This is a genomic window from Kribbella sp. NBC_01484 (genome assembly GCF_036227145.1).
GTDB lineage: Bacteria > Actinomycetota > Actinomycetes > Propionibacteriales > Kribbellaceae > Kribbella.
In genome coordinates, this window is sequence record NZ_CP109437.1 from 7,586,348 (window position 1) to 7,606,026 (window position 19,679).

Annotated in this window: 16 protein-coding genes; 2 read left to right on the forward strand and 14 right to left on the reverse strand. The window is 68.6% G+C overall.

What is annotated here, in order from left to right; translation table 11 throughout:
• Nucleotide 1: 1 nt before the first annotated feature.
• From OG555_RS36670 to OG555_RS36700, 7 genes are read right to left on the reverse strand one after another with little or no spacing between them, the layout of a single operon-like run.
• Nucleotides 2-1,816 (reverse strand): MOSC domain-containing protein, encoded by a 1,815-nt coding sequence (locus OG555_RS36670; protein ID WP_329477646.1) that lies wholly within the window; start codon nt 1,814-1,816, stop codon nt 2-4.
• The gene (locus tag OG555_RS36675) at nt 1,813-2,595 is read right to left on the reverse strand and encodes an enoyl-CoA hydratase-related protein (protein ID WP_329477648.1); all 783 of its coding nucleotides are present in this window, start codon (nt 2,593-2,595) and stop codon (nt 1,813-1,815) included. The genes OG555_RS36670 and OG555_RS36675 overlap by 4 nt, the downstream gene beginning before the upstream one ends.
• Nucleotides 2,596-2,607: 12 nt before the next feature.
• Nucleotides 2,608-4,452 carry a CocE/NonD family hydrolase gene (locus OG555_RS36680; RefSeq protein ID WP_329477650.1) on the reverse strand — a complete coding sequence of 615 codons (1,845 nt, stop codon included), beginning with the start codon at nt 4,450-4,452 and terminating at the stop codon, nt 2,608-2,610.
• Nucleotides 4,449-5,495 carry a dipeptidase gene (locus OG555_RS36685; RefSeq protein WP_329477652.1) on the reverse strand — a complete coding sequence of 349 codons (1,047 nt, stop codon included), beginning with the start codon at nt 5,493-5,495 and terminating at the stop codon, nt 4,449-4,451. The genes OG555_RS36680 and OG555_RS36685 overlap by 4 nt, the downstream gene beginning before the upstream one ends.
• A 13-nt stretch (nt 5,496-5,508) precedes the next feature.
• Entirely contained in the window at nt 5,509-6,702 is a 1,194-nt protein-coding gene (locus OG555_RS36690) for an acyl-CoA dehydrogenase family protein (protein WP_329477654.1), read from the reverse strand.
• Nucleotides 6,703-6,727: 25 nt separating this feature from the next.
• Nucleotides 6,728-8,293 carry an AMP-binding protein gene (locus tag OG555_RS36695; protein ID WP_329477656.1) on the reverse strand — a complete coding sequence of 522 codons (1,566 nt, stop codon included), beginning with the start codon at nt 8,291-8,293 and terminating at the stop codon, nt 6,728-6,730.
• A complete protein-coding gene (locus tag OG555_RS36700; protein ID WP_329477658.1) occupies nt 8,290-8,985 on the reverse strand; it encodes a TetR/AcrR family transcriptional regulator in 696 nt (231 codons plus the stop codon). The genes OG555_RS36695 and OG555_RS36700 overlap by 4 nt, the downstream gene beginning before the upstream one ends.
• 138 nt (nt 8,986-9,123) lie before the next feature.
• Here OG555_RS36700 and OG555_RS36705 point away from each other — a divergent pair, with 138 nt between their 5' ends.
• Entirely contained in the window at nt 9,124-10,362 is a 1,239-nt protein-coding gene (locus OG555_RS36705; protein ID WP_329477660.1) for a metal-dependent hydrolase family protein, read from the forward strand.
• 24 nt (nt 10,363-10,386) lie between these two features.
• On the opposite strand, the gene OG555_RS36710 is transcribed toward OG555_RS36705, so the two are convergent.
• The 7 genes from OG555_RS36710 to OG555_RS36740 are packed head-to-tail and all read right to left on the reverse strand — an operon-like array spanning nt 10,387 to nt 18,718.
• Nucleotides 10,387-11,571, reverse strand: a complete 1,185-nt coding sequence (locus OG555_RS36710; protein WP_329477662.1) for an acetyl-CoA acetyltransferase — start codon at nt 11,569-11,571, stop codon at nt 10,387-10,389.
• Nucleotides 11,568-12,959 carry a hypothetical protein gene (locus OG555_RS36715; protein ID WP_329477664.1) on the reverse strand — a complete coding sequence of 464 codons (1,392 nt, stop codon included), beginning with the start codon at nt 12,957-12,959 and terminating at the stop codon, nt 11,568-11,570. Before OG555_RS36715 ends, OG555_RS36710 begins: the two co-directional genes overlap by 4 nt.
• On the reverse strand, nt 12,960-14,120 hold the full coding sequence (locus tag OG555_RS36720; protein ID WP_329477666.1) for a dipeptidase: 1,161 nt from the start codon (nt 14,118-14,120) through the stop codon (nt 12,960-12,962).
• A 35-nt stretch (nt 14,121-14,155) separates the two neighbouring features.
• Nucleotides 14,156-15,499, reverse strand: a complete 1,344-nt coding sequence (locus tag OG555_RS36725) for a serine hydrolase domain-containing protein (RefSeq protein WP_329477668.1) — start codon at nt 15,497-15,499, stop codon at nt 14,156-14,158.
• A 13-nt stretch (nt 15,500-15,512) separates the two neighbouring features.
• Complete coding sequence (locus tag OG555_RS36730) at nt 15,513-16,754, reverse strand: serine hydrolase domain-containing protein (RefSeq protein WP_329477670.1); 1,242 nt, start codon at nt 16,752-16,754, stop codon at nt 15,513-15,515.
• A gap of 52 nt (nt 16,755-16,806) precedes the next feature.
• Nucleotides 16,807-18,144, reverse strand: coding sequence for an ABC transporter substrate-binding protein (locus OG555_RS36735; RefSeq protein WP_329477672.1), 1,338 nt, complete (start codon nt 18,142-18,144; stop codon nt 16,807-16,809).
• Between the two features lie 46 nt (nt 18,145-18,190).
• Nucleotides 18,191-18,718, reverse strand: a complete 528-nt coding sequence (locus OG555_RS36740; protein ID WP_329477673.1) for a hypothetical protein — start codon at nt 18,716-18,718, stop codon at nt 18,191-18,193.
• Nucleotides 18,719-18,845: 127 nt separating this feature from the next.
• On the opposite strand from OG555_RS36740, the gene OG555_RS36745 reads away from it, so the two are divergent.
• A complete protein-coding gene (locus OG555_RS36745; RefSeq protein WP_329477675.1) occupies nt 18,846-19,679 on the forward strand; it encodes an SDR family oxidoreductase in 834 nt (277 codons plus the stop codon).

Genomic DNA, 19,679 nt, shown 5'->3' on the forward strand with positions numbered 1-19,679 from the left:
CCTACGACACGTCGTCGGCGAGCGTTCGCCGCCGTAGCACCACACTCCCGGTCGGCACCGCGGAGCAGGCCAGAACCGCCCGCGAACCCGGTGGGAGTGCCGGCTCGATCAGGTACAAGACTTCGCCGCGCACGAGGTCGAGCGTGCAGCTGCCGCAGGCGCCGGACCGGCAGGCGGAGAGCACGGGCACCCCATGTTGCTCGGCCAGCTCGAGCAGCGTGCCATCAGCGTCCGTCCACGTCGCCGCGGTGCCCTCGGGCAGGTAGGTCACCGAGTACGGGCCGGGACCCGGTGCGGGCCGTCGGACCGGCGGATCGGTCGCCGGCGAGACGAATGGGTCGGCATGGATCTGATCCCGGTCCACTCCCGCTGCTTGGAGGGCTGTGGACGCCATGGTCACGAACTCGGTCGAGCCGCACACCAGTGCCTCTGCGTCGACATGGCCTTCGTTGGGCAGGTGCTCGAGGAGGTCGCGCGCGGTGGGACGTCGTGCGGCTGCGTTCGAGGGACGGGTCTCGAAGAGCGCGGCCGTCCCGCCGGACAGCCGAGCGTGCTCGACCACCTCGGGCCACAGCGTCGCACTCGGCTGACTGGCGTCGACGTGCAGCACGGAGACCGGGCGCCGGTCGGCAGCCGCCACCAGCTGCTGCAACGCCGCAGCCACGGGCGTGATGCCGATGCCGGCACTGACCAGGTACAACGGCCGCTGCTCTCGGGAGAGCGCCGGGACTCCGAACGGACCTGAGACGAGCAGGCGGTCTCCGCCGGACAGCAACGCGAGGCGCTTCGAGACCTCGCCGCGCAGCCGCACCGAGATCCGAATCCGGTCGTCCTGCCGTCCGGAGACGCTGTAGGCGCGCCAGGTCAGGCCGTCGTTCGCGGTGGGCAGATGCACGCGGATGTGCTGGCCGGCCGCCACCGGCAGACCGAAGGGGTCGCGGAGCCACAAGCTGATCGTCCGGGCGTCCTCGCGAACCGTCTCGAGAACCTGCGCCTCCCGCGGCCACGCCTGCGGCACCTCGCGGCGTTCCCGCAGCCCGTCGACGAGCCGAGCCGGATCCGGCCGGCTACCGGTGACCACCGTCGCGCCGGCGCGAAGCCGAGCGGGCTTCACAACACGCGCGTACACGCCGAGGTTCGGGTGGCCGACGGCTCGGGCGAGCAGGGAGGGGAACTCGAGGTCCCGCGCTCCGGTGGCCGGGTTCGCGGACGTCGCGCGGCAGCGGGCGGTGGGCCGGATCACCTCGACCTCGCAGTCGCCGAGCCGGACGCGTCGGCCGACCCACGACAGCTCGGCGAATGCGGGCAGGCCGTCGAGGTAGACGTTGGCGCGGAATCGCCGGGGATCGAGCGTGCATCCGGTGAGCCGCTCGAGGGCGCGGACCGAGGCAAGGTTGATCAGCGAGAGTTCGGCATCGGACAGGTCCCACAAGGCCGCCGCATCCGCGCGGACAAGGCGCAGCCCTGGTTCGCCGAACCAGCGGCGCAGGACGGCTTCCTGGTCCTCTTGGGAGTGATCCGAACGCACCGACGGCCCGGCTGAGTGAGCACGGTGGCAGAGCTCGACCGCGCCGGACCCGAGCATCGTCACCGTCACCTGTGTCATGTCGGGATCGCGTGCCACTTGCTTGAAGGCCGATCGTGCCAGCCACTTCGTCCGGGGCGGCACCGGCTGATCGCCGCGCGCGATCGCCAGTGAACGGTCGTGCAGCACGCCGGTGCCAGGTAGGACGTCGACCTCGTCGACCGCCACGCCCACAGCACCCTTGACCGGGTACACCCACAACGAGTCGATGAGTCCGGTCGCCGTACTCACGACCGTCCCAACCGGTCGCTGTAGACCGGCGCCCGGTTCTCGCGGACCGCGGCGATCGCCTCCTTGGCGTCGGCCTCGGCGGCGAGTCGCCCGGTCATCCGTTGCTCGAACTCGTAGCCGGCCTTCAGGTCCATGAACTCGACCGTGTTCAAGGCCTCCTTGGCATGGCGAAGCGCGGCCAGGCTGTGCCGCGTCATCTTCTCGGTCAGTTCGAGCGCGCTGTCGAGTACGTCGTCGTCCGCCACGACCCGCAGCACGGACCCGAACCCGACGAGATCCGCCGCCGGCCACGGCTCGGCCGTGAAGTACATGGCTCGCACGATCGGTTGGGGAATCAGGCGGGCCAGGTGCGCAGCTCCACCCATCACACCAACGCTCACTTCCGGCGTACCGAACCGGGCGCTCTCACCAGCCACGACGACGTCGCACGACGCGGCGATCGCCAGACCGGTCCCGAGCGCCACTCCACGGACGGCGCCGACCACCGGTACCGGACAGTCGTAGATCGAGGCGAAGGCATCGCGGACCAGCCGCATCCGCCCCGCGGAGTTGAGCTCGGTCAGAGTGAGGAACTCCTCGAGCTCGTTCCCCGCGCAGAAGTGCTTGCCGGCGCTGGTGATCACCACCGCCTTCGCACCGGGCAGCGTCTCGTCGAACCGGCCGAAGAGGTCGCGGATCTCCTCGTACATGCTGAGGTTCACCGCGTTGACGGGTGGCCGGTTGAGTGTCACGACGGTGGTCGCGCCACGGTCTTCGGTGCACAGAAACTCGTAGGACATCTACTGCTCCGATCAGCTGGCCGGGCAGACGGGCAGGATGACGTGGGAGGGATGTGACGCATCCCGGTAGATGGTCTGGGTCGCAGGCACTGGATCGCCCGGCGCGCCGCCCAGGTTGGTGTTCCGGTCGAACCGCGGGAAGTCCGCGGAACTGACGTCGATCCGGATCCGATGGCCGGCCTTGAACCGGTTCGCAACCACCCACATGTCGATCTCCAGCGGGTAGATCACACCGGGCACGAGCGGCTCGGCACCTCGATCGAGGTCGCGGTACCTCGCCCGCAGCAGACCGTTCTGCAGCTGGACCGCCCGCCCGTCCGGCCCGACGTCACTCAGCCGTACGGCGAAGTCGGTGTCCACCGCGGACGAGCTCGCGTAGAGCACCGCGCGAAGTTTGCCCACGACATCGACGTCGTGCTCCAGCGGCTCCGTCGAGTACGTGAGGACGTCGCCGCGCTGCTGGACCGCGCTCACATCCACGCTCCCGGGCGGATAGACCCAGGAGACGATGCTGCCGCCCACGGTCGGGGTCGGGTCGAGCGGGTCGTAGACGTACTCGTCCGCTGCCTGCTGCTCCGGCGGAGGCGTGTTGCTGAGCATCCCGTCGGCCCCGAGATAGAAAGGGGTGTCGACGGCTTCGGGCAGCGGCCAGTCGTCCGCGCTCCGCCACTCGTTCGCGCCCATCAGGTAGTAGATGACGCGCGGCCACTCGTCGACCGCGTCGTCCCGCACGGTTTGGTACCAGCGCAGCGTGAAGTCGACGTTGGACCAGTGGTTGTGCTGCAGCTCCGGGTGCTCCCCCATCCGCTCCTTGTAGCCCATCGAGTTGTGGGAGGAGGGAGTGATGATGATCCGGGCTTTGGAGCGCAGCGGTTCGGGGGCGTGCTTGCGCAGCAGCTCGAAGGTGGCCAGCGCGTCGTTGATGAACCAGTCGTACCAACCGGTGCGCAGCAGCGGGATCGCCTGGAACTCGGCGACCTGCCGCGAGGGGTCCACCGAAGGCAACGTATGCCGGTCGAGCGAGATGCCCTGACCGAAGAGCGGCCCGATGTTCTCGGCATCGACGATGGTGACGTGGGCCGACCCCGTGATACCACGGACGAACTCGGCCCGTTCCGCACAGGTCAGCGAGCAGTAGTGCGCCCACAACCAGGCCTGCGCCTCGACCGGAGAAAGGTCCTTGATCGCGGGGAACGACTCCGCCAGCTCGGTCGGCATCGGACTGACGAAAGGCTCGTTGAAGAAGCCCGTCGACAAGGTCTCGTCCAGCATCATCGGCTCGAGCTGCCAGTGCGGCACCTCGGTCTTCTCCTCGCCGTGGCCGATCGTGTGCGCGAGCGCATTGACCACCATGTGGAGGGACGCGGTCTTGGTACCGACCCCGATCCCGCTGACCTCGGGAACGATCGTGGTCATCTTCGGATGCCGTGCCATCGGCCACTGCACCTGACCGACGTAGGAGCCACCGAGGGAGCCGATGAACCCGTCGCACCAGTCCTGCGCGCTGACCCACTCGACGAAGTCGTAGCCGTCCTGCGGCTCGAACATGTAGAAGTCGTGGTCGTCGGGTTCACTGTCACCCGTACCGCGAAGGTCCTGTACTGCCACGACATAGCCCCGGCGTGCGAACGAGATGAAGGGGGCCACGAGAGCGTCGCCGTCGCGTCCGTACGGCGTACGCACCGCGATCACCGGAGCGGGCAGCCGCGGGGGCAGGTAGAGATCGGTGGCGAGCCGGATGCCGTCCCGCATCGGCACCTGCACCGTTTCGAGCCGGATGTCGGTCACGGCGAACTCGGCCGGCGTCCGGACGTCCTTGCTCCGCAACGCGAACTGGAGATCAGCTGACACGGTCATCTGGCCGGGCGTCCCATCACGTCACGGAGAACGCGCAGCACGTTCTCGCCGAGTACCTTGCGAATGTCTTGCTCCTCGAACCCGCGGCGCACCATCGCCTCGGTGATCTTCGGCAGGTCCGACGGGCGGGAGATCTCGGCGGGCCGGTAGGCCAGGTCGCCGGTCGGCAGCGCCCACTCGCCGAGCCAGCCGCCGTACACGTTCTGGTAGTAGTCGTCGATGAAGTCCGGTCCCAGGCCGACGTGATCGATGCCGGCGACCCCGATGATGTGCTCGATGTGGTCGACGACGCGATCGGCCGTCGGAGCGTCGGCATCGATGAAGAACGGGATGGCCGCCGCGACTCCGACGACTCCGCCGAGCTCGGCGATGGCCTTGAGCTGTTCGTCGCCGAGATTGCGGTGGATGTCGGTGATGCCGAGACAGGCCGAGTGCGTCGCCAGGAACGGCCGGGTCGCCAGCGAGAGGACGTCCTCGACACCGGCGATCCCGAGATGGCTGATGTCGAAGACGATGCCGAGCTCCTCCATCTCGCGGAGCGCGGTGATGCCCTCCGGAGTCAGGCGGCCGCGCGAGGTCTCGTCGAGCCCGCTTCCGTCGGCCAGGAAGGTCCGGCCGAAGTGCGCCATCGAGACCACCCGGACGCCGACCCGCGCCATGGTGCGCACCAGCTCCGGGTCCTGCCCGACACCATGGGCCCCCTCGAGCGCGATCACCAGGGCGATCCGTCCGGACGAGGTGGCGGCGTCGATGTCCGCGCCGGTCAGGCACAACGCCACGTCGTCGCTGTGCTCCGCGGCGAGCTGGTGGATCCGTTCGACGAGCAGCAGCGTCCGGCGCAGCGCTCCTTCGGACTGGAACTGCTCTTCGATACAGATGGGCAGGACCTGTACGTCGACGCCGCCGGCCCGCAGCTCCGGCAGCCAGAACCGGGCGAAGTGATCAGGCTGGTCCCTGCGGTCGAAATGGTCCACCAGGACGATCAGGTCGTTGTGCGTGTCGACGACCACGGCGTCGTCGTGCAGCCAGTGCGGATCTGTCATACGCAACTCCTGCTCAAAGCGATCGGGAGATGAGGTCCTTCATGACCTCGTTGGTTCCGCCGTAGATCTTCTGGGCCCGTGCGTCGGCATACAGACGGGAGATGAGGTACTCGCGCATGTAGCCGTAGCCACCGAACAGCTGCAGGCAGCGGTCCATGACGTCGCACTGGTTCTGGGTCAGCCACCATTTCGCCATCGACGCGGTCGTGCGATCGCGGGTGCCGGCGATGAACCGCTCGATGCAGTCGTCCAGGAAGACACGCGAGGTCCGGACCACGGTGGCCAGCTCGGCGAGCTCGAGCTTGACGTGCTGCATGGCGAACAAGGGCGCACCGTAGACGTGGCGGGTCTTGGTGTACGCGATCGTCTCTTCCAGCGCGCGCTCCATGGCCGCTACTGCTGCGACGCCGATGACGAGCCGCTCGCGGGGCAGCTCGCTCATCAGGATGCGGAAGCCCGCACCTTCGTCCCCGAGCAGGTTCCCGGCCGGCACCGCCACGTCGTCGAAGAACAGCTCCGCAGTGTCCAGGGCGCGCTGGCCGAGCTTGTCCAGGACACGTCCCCGCCGGAACCCCGGTGCGTCGGCCGTCTCCAGGACGAGCAGGGAGATCCCGTCGCGTCCGGCCGCGGGATCGGTCTTGGCGACGACGATGACGAGATCGCACTGCCCGCCGTTGCTGATGAACGTCTTGGACCCGTTGAGCACGTAGTGGTCACCGGTGCGGACGGCCCGGGACTTGATGTTCTTGAGGTCGCTGCCGGCGTCGGGTTCGCTCATCGCGACGGAGCCGATCACTTCACCGGTCGCCATCCCCGGCAGCCAGCGCGCTCGTTGCTCGTCGGTGCCGTACGCCGCCAGGAAGTGAGCGACCACCCCGCTGTGCACCATGTTGCCGAACCCGGTGTCGCCGCAGCGCGCCTGCTCGCTGAACACGACGGCATCGTGGGCGAACGTACCGCCGCCCCCACCGAACTCCGCGGGGACTTCGCAGCACATCAGGCCCAGCGCACCGGCCTTCCGCCACACCTCGCGGTCCACATGCTTCTGCTGGTCGAAGCGCTCGAAGTGCGGGACCACCTCGTCGGAGAAGAAGCGGCGGGCGACCGCGCCCAGCGCGACGGCCTCGTCGTCCATCCAGCGCGGCCGTCCCTCGTGCTCGGGCGGGGTGCCGGCATCGACGGGCCGCCCGGCGGTTTCGGTGCTCATCGGTTCTCCTTCAGGGAAAGGGGGTTCAGTTCACGGCCCGGTCGTGCTCGGCCCAGAACCGTGCCCGCAGTTGCTTCTTGTCGACCTTGCCCAGCGGGGTGAGCGGTACGGCGTCCACGAACTCCAGCCGCTTCGGGGCGTGCACCGGTCCCTTGAGCTCACGGACGAGAGCGATGAGCTCGGCCGGCGTCGCGGTCGCATCGGGGGTTCTGACCACGAAGGCCGTCACCGCCTCGCCCCACTTCGGATCGGGGACACCGATCACGGCCGCGGCCGCGACCTCCGGATGCGTCACCAGCGCGTCCTCGACATCGCGCGGGTAGACGTTGAACCCGCCGGTGATCAGCATGTCCTTCTTGCGGTCGGTGAGATACAGGAAGTTGTCCTCGTCGAAGCGGCCGACGTCACCGGTGTGCAGCCACCCGTTGCGCAGCGTCTCCGCGGTCACCTCCGGCTGCTGCCAGTATCCGTCCATGAGGAGCGGCCCGCGGACGCAGACCTCCCCCAGTTCACCGCCGGCGCAGGGCTGGTCGTCGTCGTCCAGCACGGCGACGTCCAACGCCGGGTGCGGTTTGCCGCAGGAGGCGAGCCGCTCGGGTCGGGCCAGGTCATGGTCTTCTTTCGAGAGCGTGGTGACCGTGTTCGGCGCCTCGCTCTGACCGTAGAACTGGACGAACACGGGCCCGAACACGTCGAGGGCCTGCTCGAGCCGGTCGGGTGCCATCGGCGCCGCGCCGTACAGGATCGTCTGCAGGCTGGACAGGTCGACCGAGTGCTCGGCGACGTAGTCGAGCAGCACGTAGATCATGCTCGGAACGAGGAAGGTCGCAGTGATCCGGTGGGTCTGCACGAGCTCGCAGAACTCGGCCGGATCGAAGCCCCTGGTGAGGACGACGGTGCCGCCCTGATGGAACACCGGTGGCACCATGCCGAGGAGCGCATGGGTCAACGGCGTCGAGCCAAGGAACCGTAGGTCGGTCGGCAGTTGCCAATGCGCGATGGTGAGAAAGAGGTGGGTGACCAGCGAACGATGGGAGAGCATCACTCCCTTGGGCCGCCCGGTCGTCCCGCCGGTGTACCCGAGCAGGGCGAGGTCGGATTCGCGTGCCAGCGTGGGAATGTCCCCGTCGGAGCCACGGGCCACCAGGACGTCGGACGGCGAATCCCCGCCGAGCAGGAAGACCTGCGGGCGTGTCTCCAACTGTGCCGCAAGAGCCGCCGCATGCTCGGCGTACTGCGGCTCGTCGGCGATGATCGCGGTGATGCCCGCGTCGGCGCACACCGTGACGTGGTCCGCCATCGATCCCATCGGATGCAGCGGTGTGTAGTGCGCACCCAGCGACTGAGCGGCGATCAGCGCGGCAAAGGCCTCGGGCCGGTTCGGCGAGAGCAGGGCCAGGCCGTCTCCGGACTCCACCCCGCCGTCCTGCAGGGCGGCCGCGATCCGGGCGATCATCCGTCGCAACTCGTCGTACGACGTCTCACCGCTCGGCGTGACGAAGGCGATCCGGTCCGGATACCGCTGGAGCGAGCGCGAGACCAGGTCGACGAAGGTCGGCCGGCGGTAGAGGTCACTCGTCTCCGCGATCACCGCTGCCCGGCCCGTCGCCGGATCCGCCGCAGCTCCGCCTCGAAACCGTCGAGGATGGCCCTGACCCCGAACATGTATTGCGCCTCCGGGTCCTCGGAGACCACTTCGCTCAGCCGCCGCATCGGCGAGTCCTCCGGCGTGTCCTCGTGCACGAAGTTGACGTCCACCTCGCGGGCGAACTCCTCGCTGCCGCGGCGGAAGCGCGAGACCTCCCAGGCCATGGCGCCGATGATGTGGTTCCGCAGGGCCATGAACCCGCGGATCGACGAGTCCTCGTCGAACCCGGCCTCGTGCAGCATCGCGATCATGTCGAGCCCGACGGCGGCCGCGCTCGGACCGCGGACGTAGGTCTCGAGGACGATCTCGATCAGCGCCGGATGGCGCAACGCGCACGTCCGCGAGTCGAGCGCGAACTCTTCGAGGCGCACCCGCCAGGACCGCCCGTCCTGGGGAATGGCCGGGATCTCGGACACCGCGAGATCGGCCACGGCGTCGAGCAGCTCCTGCTTGTCGCTCAAGTGCCGGTAGAGCGACATCGGGCTGCCGCCCAGCGCCTCCGCCACCCGGGCCATCGTGACGCCGCTGAGACCGTCGCGGTCCGCGATCTCGAGCGCTGCGGCGACCACCGTCTCCCGGTCGAGCGCCCCGCGCGCCAACCGCGCTGACTTCTGCACCTTGGGCTGTGTCGCCACGGCCTTCCTCCTGTCCGGTCCTGCCTGGATACCTCTTGCACCGCTCTTTGCGTATCAGCATAGTGTATGTGTGTACGTAAGCGAATGGTTCGACCGTCAGGAATCCGTACGCCGCACCGCCGAAGGAGCACCCTGCCCATGACATCCACTCACTGGCTCCACGGCGCCACCGTCATCACAGCGACCGGACACGACCCCGAACCGGCGGGAATCCTGGTCGACGACGGGAGGATCGCCCAGATCGGCGGGTCCGCACCGCGCGAGGCCGAAGTCGTCGACTGCACCGGCCTCACGCTGACCCCGGGCCTGATCGATGCACACGTGCACCTCGGCCTGTCCAGCCCGCTGCTGCAGAGCATCGGGTACGGCATGTCCGTGGCGGAGCTCGCCGCCGACATGTTCGCCAACTGTGCCCAGACGCTGCGCGCGGGTTTCACCTCGGTCCGGGACTGCGGCGGCATCGACGCCGGCATCGCCAATGTCGTTGCCTCAGGCAAGATCCCGGGACCCAGGATCGTGCAGTGCGGCCCGATCCACTGCCAGACGGGCGGACATGGCCACTACGCTCCCGAATGGGAGCCCACCGAAGTCTGGCGGGGCCAGGAGATTCCCGGTCTGCGGACGATGGCGATGCTCTCGGACGGGCCGGACGAGATGCGCAGGAACGCGCGCGAGTCGTTCCGGCGCGGCGCTCAGTTCCTCAAGCTCTGCGTAACCGGCGGCGTGATCTCCAACCACGACAACCTCACCGACACCCAGTTCAGCTCCGCGGAGATCGCGGTAGCCGTCGCCGAGGCCTCGGCCCGGGGCACCTACGTGACTGTCCACGCCCACAACGTCGAGGGCATCCGCAACGCCGTCCTGGCCGGCGTGCGGTGCGTCGAGCACGGCACCGGCATCGACGAGGAGACCGCCGCGCTGATGGCCGAGCGCCAGGTCTCCCTCGTGCCCACGCTCGCCGCCGTCGAGGCGCTGATCACGAATGTCGACGGGCTCGGCCTGCCCAGCCATTTCGCCGAGCGAGCGGTGCGGGTGCGCGCGGCCATGGTCGACGGACTCCTCGCGGCCAAGGCCGCCGGCGTCCGGGTCGGACTCGGGTCCGACGTCATCGGCCCCGACCAGACCGGTCGGGGTGCGGAGCTCACCCTGCGCGCCGCGGCCGAATCGCCCATGGAGGCGTTGATCGCGGCCACCCGGGTCAACGCCGGCCTGCTCGGACTCGACAGCGAGATCGGCACCCTCGAGGTCGGGAAGCGGGCGGACATCGTCGCGTTCGCAGGGAACCCGCTGGACGACCCGAAGCTGTTCGCCGATCCGGACAGTGTCGTCCTCGTGCTGCAGAACGGCGTGGTCGCGAAGGACGAACGAGCAGCCTGAGGCTGAGCCCGCCGGCCGGCGGGCTCAGCCCGGCTCGTTGCCGAAGATACCGACGAACGAGATGAACTCGCCGGGAAGTCCACCCATGTTGTGCGCGAGGCCGAGCCGTGGCGACGCCACCTGCCGCAGGCCGGCCTCGCCGCGCAACTGCAGCCACAGCTCGAAGATCATCCGCAGGCCACTCGCGCCGACCGGATGGCCGAACGACTTGAGGCCGCCGTCGGGATTCACCGCCAGCGCACCGTCGAGATCGAAGTCGCCGTCGAGGACGTCCCGCCAGGCCCGGCCACGCTCCGAGAAGCCGAGGTCCTCCATCAGGATCATCTCGGTCGGGGTGAAGCAGTCGTGCACCTCCGCCAGCGAGATCTGCTCGCGGGGATCGGTGATCCCGGCGTCGGCGTACGCCGAGGCCGCGCACTGCACCACCTCCGGGAAGGACGCGTGCTGCACGCCCGCGGTCGCGGCGCCATTGCTCATCCCGGCATGCAGGGACATGCCCTTGAGGTAGATCGGCTTGTCGGTGTACTGGAGCGCATCCTCGGCACGCACGATGATCGCCGCGGCGGCGCCGTCGGAGACCCCCGAGCAGTCGAACACGCTGAGGTCGCCGGCGATCCTGGGTGCCTTCTCGATCTTCTCCTTCGGCACGACAGAGGTGTACTGAGCGCGCTCCGGGTTCCTGGCTCCGTTGGCGTGATTGCGCCACGCGATGTGAGTGAGCGCCCGGCGGACGTCACCCGGGTCCACGCCGTACGCCCGGCTGTACGCCGCCGGCAGCATCGCATAGGCGGCCGGGTTGCTGACCTCGGTGGCGGTGTTGTCGCTTGGTGGCACGTTCAGCGTCAGGCCGGAGTACCCGCTGTCCTTGATCTTCTCCACGCCGATGGCCATCGCCACGTCGTACACCCCTGCCGCCACCGCGAAGGCGGCGTTGCGGAAGGCGTCGGAGCCACTCGCGCAGAAGTTCTCCACTCGCGTCACCGGGCGCTCGACCTTCAGCGCCTTGGCCAGCGGGAGTCCGGCGTGGCCCGAGGCCACGGTCGAGTACCAGTAGGCCTCGACGTCGTTCTTGCGCAGGCCGGGGACGGACGCGATCGCATCGAGCGCGGCCTCGATCAGCAGGTCGTCGGCCGACTTGTCCCAGAGTTCACCGAACCTGGTGCACCCCATCCCGACGATCGCGATGCGGTCGCGCATGCTTCCGGTCACTGCGGGCTCCTGTCCTTGGGCCGGGCCTTCCAGAAGTAGTTGGGTACGTCGTCAACGGCGTACGTACGCCGGAAGGTCATCTCGACCTCGGCGCCGTCCGCGACATCGGCCGGTGACGCGTCGGTGAGCTCGAGCAGGAGACGTCCGGTCGTACCGAAGTCGATCAGCGCTGCCAGTGCCGGGGGCGCTGGGCTGTCGGACACCCCGTCGGTCGTCTGCGTCACGATCGTCCCGGTGAGATCAGCGATGCTGAACGGCTTGGTCTGATCAACCGCTCCGCAGGCGCACACCCGCGCGGGCGGCAGGTAGACCTTCCCGCACTCCAGACACTGCGAGCCCGTCAGGCCGAACTTCCATCCGCTGTTGCGGTACGCCGGTGGCGGAGCGACCGAGGGCCGTTCGGGACGACGAGCAGGTTCTCGCGCGACCAGGCCTCGCCACGTGAGGTACTGGTGATACCCGATCTCTCTTCCCGCACTGTCCGGCCTCCGATCACCGGCGAACGGGCCGTCCTTCAGCACCCGGAGGAGCAGCGCATCGGCTCCCCCGCCGGCCGAAACCACCAGGATCGTGTCGCCGGCCTTGGCCGTGTCGAGAGCGCTCGCCAGCAGCAGACCTAGGTCCGCCGCTCCGCAGTACCCCGTGTTCTCGCGGTGGGCATCCTGCGCCTCTGAGCCACCTTCGGAACCGATCGAAGCCCTCAGCGAGCTCGCGTGACGCCGGTTCAGCGTGGACACCACGGACGTGGTCGGCGTCTCGGTACGCCCAGAGCGTGTGCCGATCTCTGTCACGACCTCCTGAACGGCCTGTGCCAGCACGTGGTCGACAAAGCGGTCCTCGCCGATCAGCGCGTAGCTGGTGCCGGGCGTCCGCCACGCATCCATGACCTCTTTCGGCACGGACGCCGATCCGAGGACCTCGGCGATCGCGTCGTCACCGTCACTGTCACCGAAGAGGAAGGCGGCGGCTCCGTCACCGCCGTCGGCCTCCTCAGCGGATCCCGGCCTGCCGGTCCGCAGATCCGCGGCTGCCGCCACGCCCCCGGACTCGGAGGCAGCCTTGAGAGCGCCGAGGCCCGACCGCAGCCCGGTCAGGTCCAGCGCGAAGGCTCGACCGTGCATCCCACTCGCGGCGTGCACGATGAGCGAGCAGGACTTGTCCAGCAGCGGCGAGTTGGTGGTCGCGAAGTACAGGTGATCGGCCTCGCCGACCCCTGCGCCGAGTGCACGGATGGCCGCCACGGACATGGACACCGCATCCTCGTCGTATCCGGCCACTGTCCGTGCCCCGGAGCCGCGAGGGGTGCCTGTGAGGGCAGCGTTGACAGCGCTGCGGGTGAGTCGGTAGTGGGGCAGGTAGGTCGCGTAGGCGAGCAGTCGCTTGGTCATTCAGCCGCAGACCGCCCCCATCACGCGCACGAAGTTCTCGCCGAGCACCTTGGCGATGTCCTCGTCCGACCAGCCACGTCCGACCAGGCCGCGGGTGATGTTCGGGAAGTCCCGGTAGTCGTCGAACCCGGCCAGCTGCTGCGTCGCGACCAGCTTGTCCTCCGGCCGGAAGCCGGTCTCGGCGAAAATCGGCTGGAGGAGATCGCTGAGCATCCACTGGGGCAGCTGCATCGGCCAGTCGGTACCGATGGCGACGTGGTCCACGCCGGCGACGTCGGCGACGTACTCGACATGGTCGAGCATCGCGTTGATGGTGACGGAGGGTCCGGCGCCCAGGAAGAACGGGACGGTCACGATGCCGATCAGACCTCCGGTGGCGGCGAGGGCCCGCAACTCTTCGTCGCTCTTGCCACGCGCGTGGTTGAACACACCTTGCGCCGCGGTGTGAGAGGCGACGACCGGCGCCTCGGACACCTCGCAGGCGTCGAGCGTGGTCATCCGGCCGACGTGACCGGTGTCGACGATGATGCCGAGCTCATTCATCGCCTTGACGCTGTCCACGCCGAACGCCGACAGCCCCGCGTCCGTGCGCTCGGTGGAGCCGACGCCGACCGCCGTCATGTTGTTGTAGGTGAGCTGGCACATCCGCAGCCCGGAGTCATGTGCCCAGGCCAGCGCGTCGAGATCGCGCCACGGACCCAGCATGACCTGTGAACTCATCAGACCGGCATGAGTGCCGGTCTCGTGCGCACGACGGATGTCACCGGCGGTCAGGGCCTTGGTCAGCCAGGGAAAGTAGTCGAACTGCTTCTGCACGAACGCGAAGCTGCGCTCGCGGATGTGGCGGACGTCCGACATCTCGACCTGCCGGTTCCCACAGGTGATGCCGCTGGCATCCCAGTGGTCCTTCACCTCGTCCATCCGGCCCGCGAACGCACGCCGGATCGGCGCCTCGAGACCATAGGAGAAAGTCCCCAGGGTGTCGTGGGTCTCCTTCAGCCGTGCTTGCAGCTCCTTGTTCATCTCGTCGTCGAACACCCGGTACCCGACCGGGCCCTGGAACAGGACGTCGACGATGACGCACTCGCGGTGCAGCCGCGCGGCACGCTCCTCCTGGGCCTCGTCCAACCCGAAGTCGAACGTGCCGAACTGTTCCGTCATCAATATCCTCCAGAGCCTCGTGTGCAGTAGTGATCTCAGCTGTCGCCGATGCGGCGGGTGAGTTGGTCCATCACGAACAGGTACTTCGGGTGACCCGCACCGTCGTCGCCGATGCCGTAGGCGAACGGCGGTTGGCCGGCGTGATCGGCCAGGACCAGGGCCTGTGGGCCGGCCGGCCGGAGCCGGACGACGGGGAACCCGGGCCGGTCTCGCTGCAGAATCTCCTCGGTCCACCTCGGCAGGCAGGACAGCGCGTCACCGTCGTCGGTGATCCGGATCTCGCCACCCCAGCTCCGGTACACGCCGTGGTACCGGGACGGGTCGGCAGCAGGTCCGGACAGGTCGGGCGAGTCCTGCGGCGGCAGGCCGAACCGCTTCTCCAGGATCGCCTCGGCGAGCTCCTGATGGAACGGCATCGAACCGGCTCCGCCGTTCGCGAACGCGATGTACGCGGTGCCCTGGTCGGGAACGACGGCGACCATCGCGACGCCGCCGTACGAACCGCCGCCGTGCGTGAGTACGACGCGCGACCCGTGCCGCTTGCGTAGCCAACTGAGCCCGCACGAGCCGGTGGCGGGGACCGGGAAGTCGAGGTGATGCGCGGCCATCCGGTCGACCGATTCGTCGGTGAGGAAGCGCGGCCCCTTCGGCAGATGGGTCTGGACGAACGTCAGCGTGTCCTGGACCGTGGTGATGAACGTCGTACCCGCCGGGCCGAGGCACTCGGGCAGGAGGAACCGCTTCGTCGGCACATAGCCGCCTTCACCTGGATAGTGCCCGATCGCCATCCGGTGCAGGATCGCCTCCTTGGCCGTGAACATGCTGCGTTCCAGACCCAGTGGCGCGAACAAGCGGTGCCGCATCGCGTCCGAGAAGCCCTCGCCGGTGACGACCTCGATGATCCGGCCGGCCAGCACGAAGCCGGCGTTGTTGTAGGAGAAGTACTCCCCCGGCTCGAACAACTGGCCCTTGTCGCTCAGCAGGTCGACGAAGTTCGCGATCGCTTCGTCGCCGTCGCCCACGTCGGCGAGGAAGATCGCCGCATCGATGCCGGACGAGTGCGTGACGAGGTGACGCACGAGCAGGGCATCCGCGACGCCGGGCTCGCCGAGCGCGAAGCCCGGCAGGTAGCGCTTGACCGGTGCCTCGAGGTCGACCAGCCCCTGGTCGACGAGCGACATGAGCAGCGTCGTGGTCCAGACCTTGGTGATCGAGCCGGTCAGGAACAGCGTGTCCGGCGTCATCTCCACGCCGCTGTTCAGATTCGCGATGCCGGCGGCCGCCGCCTCGATCCGGCCGCCTTCGAGGACACCCACCACAGCGCCCGGGATCCCGTGCCGTACGACCAGTTCTTGCACCGTCTCCTGAAGTTCCGTCATGCGAGGTCTCCCGTCATCCGAGGCACGCCCGGACGGCATCGGTCAGGTTGCGTGCCCGCCGTTCGCCGGCCTGGTAGGACCAGAGGTTCATGACATAGCCGAAGCCGAGCTCGGCATCGGGGTCGCCGAAGGCGACCGATCCGCCGGAGCCCGGGTGGCCGAACGAGTTCGGCCCGGCCATCGGCAGCGGCGGGCAAGAGCGCCAGAACCCGTGCGACATGTAGAAGGAGCGGTTGGCCGGCACGTCCAGATCCGCCGGTAGCGAGTGCATCCGGGTCTTGTCGGTCTGGACCTCGATCGCCCGCCCGAGAGTGGCCGGATCAAGCAGTCGTACGCCGTCGACGTCGCCCACCGTGGCGGCGTACATCCGTGCCATCGACCGGGCGTCCGTGAGCATGTTCCCGGCCGGGATCTCCGCCGCTCGGTAGGCACGCTGAGCGTTGAGGTCGTCCTTGTACTCGAACGCGCCGCCGAGCACGCCGGCGCGAGCCTGGACCGAGCCCTCGCCCCAGACGGCCTGGATCCACCTGGTGACCGTGTCGGCGTCGAGCCCGGTGTGCTCGATCAACCCGGCGGTCAGGTCCTCCAGGGTCACCGGTCCGGTGTACTCGATCCGGGCCGCCTTCTCCTCCTGCTCCTCGGGCAACCCGATCCAGGCATTCAGCCCGAGCGGGCCGGCCACCTCGTCGGCGAAGAACGTGCCGGGTGACTTGCGGGAGATCCGGCGTACGAGCTCGCCGACCAGGTAGCCGAACGTGATGCTGTGGTAGACGTGCTCTGTCCCCGGCTCCCACAGCGGCTTCTGCGCCTCGAGCGCACGAATCACGGGATCCCAGGCGTACGCCTCCTCCAGCGTCAACGGCGTATCGATCACCGGCAGGCCGGCTTGGTGCGACAGCAGCCACCGCACCGGGATCTGATCCTTGCCGTTAGCACCGAACTCGGGCCAGTAGTCGACCACCGGCGCGTCCAGGTCGAGCTCACCGCGTTGCGCCAGCATGTGCGCACAGATCGCGGTGGCGCCCTTCGTCGTCGACGCGACGATCGCGATGGTGTCCTCGCTCCACGGCCGGTTCGTCGCACTGTCGGCCAGGCCGCCCCAGACGTCGACGACCGGGCGGCCGCCCACATAGACGCAGCAGGCTGCGCCCACCTCGCCGGGGGTTCCCTCGAAGTTCGCCCGGAACTCGTCCGCGACCTTCCCCCAGCCCTCCTCGACGTGTCCGTGCATTGCTACGTCGCTCGTCGTGGTCATCGTGGTACTCCGCCTTTCGAGAGTTGTGCCGGCAGTCCGGTCGTCGTGGGCGTCACCCGATCGGCGCCGGCGGAGTCGCGTAGGTGAAGCACTTGCAGCCCGGGTCGTAGCTGGAGACGGCCGTGAGTTCCATGCCGGTGTGGTGGCCGGGCCCGAACTTGGTGGCACCGTTCAGAGTGAGGGCGCTGACGAAGCTCGTGCCGATCTTCTCGATCCCGGGTACGAGCTTCTCGGTCCCGCCCAGGCCACCGCTGTTGATCAGGCCCTGCTCCAGCAGCCGGACCGCGTCGCAGGCCTGGAAGACGGTGATCTGATCGGTGATCTTCTGCACGGCCAGGCCAGCCGTGCGGGCGTCCGTCAGGCAGTCGTTGCGCACCTTGGCCTGGGCCGCGGACGGCGCCGGCGGCTGGGTCACGTCGAGATCGGGGAAGCCGCCGAAACCGCGCATGTTGGTCAGCTGGTCGACCGGGTAGATCTTCATGCTCCCGGCGCCGCCCTGCGAGTGGAAGAGCAGGTACTGCGGTGACCACTTCTGCGTGTGGGCCCCTTGGGCGAAGTAGTAGACCAGTCCGTTCTCGTACATCGTCAGGAACATGACGCTGTCGATGTCCTCGGACTTGAACTTCAGGGCGAGCGACTGGATCAAGGCGAGGGTCGGCCCGTTGTCGGCGTACCCGTGCGCGCACTTGACGCCGGCCTTGACGAGCTCGATGCCGGCCTTGTCAGCGATCGGCTTGAGGGTCGCGTCGTACACGCGATCGTTGTAGGGGCAGTCCTCGATGACCACGCCGATCTTGCTGCCCGACGGCAGGTACTTGGCCGCGATGGCCTTGTTCATGATGCTCTTGACCCGGTCGTCGACGCTCACGGCGTTGGCGGCGATCACGCCCGGGTAGTTCTTGAGGTCGGTCTCGTCACCCACCGGCGACCCCGTCTGGCCCATGAACACGATCGGCACGCCCGCCTTCGACAGGCAGCCGTTGAAGCTGTCGTTGTAGATCAGGCCGTCGTAGACCACGGCCTGCACGTTCTTGTCCTTGGTGAACCGCTGGCAGATCGCCTCGAACGCCGTGTCGTGGTTGGGACTGCTGAAGTCGATGGCTTCGTCGACGATCTCCAGCTTCCGGTCCTTGACACCGCCGCGGGCGTTGATCGCATCGATCATGGCGTGGGCCGCATCGCGGTACGGGCTCACGATCCCGACCCCGTTCCGTGCGGTCTCGGCCCGGGTGTCGGTGATCAGCACCCCGACCTGGATCGGTCCGGAGGTCGTCGGCGTGAAGCCGGAGCCCCCGCCCTGCGGACCTGCACTGCTGCCTTGCACCCCGCCACACGCGGCGAGGAGGACAACGCCGCACACCGCGAGCGCGGCGTTCCGAATACGCATCATGGATCCTGACTCCTTCATCTCAACGCCGGACTCGCGCACGGCGGGGTCAGCCGACCACTCGGGCGGCCAGGTCCTTCAGAATGTCGATCGCGCCGCTTCCGGTGCCGAGGAACGCGGAGAACGAGTACCAGGTGTCGCCGTCCAGCACCTGCACCTCGCTGGGCGACGCGTACGCCTGGTCGCCGAGGTTGACGGACACGGACTTCGGGTACGCCGCCTTGGTCTGCTCGAACAGTTGCGCCACGGTCTGGCCGCTGGATTTGAGCGCGCCGCCGAGGCTGTCCTGGCGCAGCACGGTGATCGAGAACGTCTTGGCCGGCGAGGCATTCGTGCTCGTCCAGACGCACAGGTCGGCACCGGTCTCCTGGTGGGTCGGCACGCCGTCGCCGAAGGCGGTGCCGAACTTCGCCTCCAGCTCGGCCGGCGTCAGCAGCGTGCAGGCGCCCTCGCTCTTGCCGCCGGCCGAGGCGGAAGGGGTGGCCTTCGTGGCCCCGGCCGAATCGTTGCCTCCACACCCTGAAAGCACGAGTGCGAGGACGAGGAGAGCCCCGGGGAGACCGCTACGGATCCGCATGGGCGCAACTCCTTCAGGTCGGTGTACGCGATGTCGTACGTACATACACTATGCTGATACGCCTGGGGTGAACGCAAGGCCTCGCGAGCAATCCGCGCCGCGAGAAGCTGCGAATCAGGAGGAGACCATGGATTCCCTCGCAGGGCGCACGGCCTTCATCACCGGCGGAGCACGCGGCATCGGGCTGGCCGTCGCGCGCTCGCTCGCCGACCGCGGGGTCGCGGTGGCGGTGGCCGACCTCGACGGTCCGGCCCTCGAACAGGCCGAGGCCGAGTTGTCGGCGGTGACGAGCGCGCGCTGCTACCGGCTCGACGTCCGCGATCGGCAGCGGTACGGCGAGATCGCCGACACCGTGGAGGCGGAGCTCGGCCCGGTGAGCATCGTCGTCAACAACGCCGGCGTCCTCGATTCGGTCACGCCGTCGCGGATGGACCACACGATGTGGGACTACGTGATGGGCGTGAACGCGAACGGCGTCTACAACGGCGTCCAGGCCTTCGTGCCGCGGATGATCCGGCGCAGGCTCGGCGGCCACATCGTCAACACCGCCTCGGCGGCCGGTCTCTTCGTCGACAGTCACTCGTTCCTGTACCGGTCGGGATTTCTCTACCATGCTTCGAAGTTCGCGGTCGTCGGCCTGAGCGAATCGTTGCGCGTGGAGTTGGCTCCGCACGACGTCGGGGTGAGTGTGCTGTGCCCCGGACCGGTCGCCACCGACGGTGTGGAGAACGCCAGACGCCTGCGTCCGGCGGATGCGCCGGCACACTCGGCCAAGATCGCGGCGATCCTGGACCAGGCCCAGGACATCGTGCGCGATCAGGGCGTCCAGCCGTCCGTCGTGGGCGAGCTCGTCGTCGACGCGATCCTTCGCGACCGCCCGTACATCCTCACGGCCGCGGACAACGCCGCCCCGATCCGGGCCCGGATGGAAGCGTTGCTGGACGCCGTACCGACCGAGTAG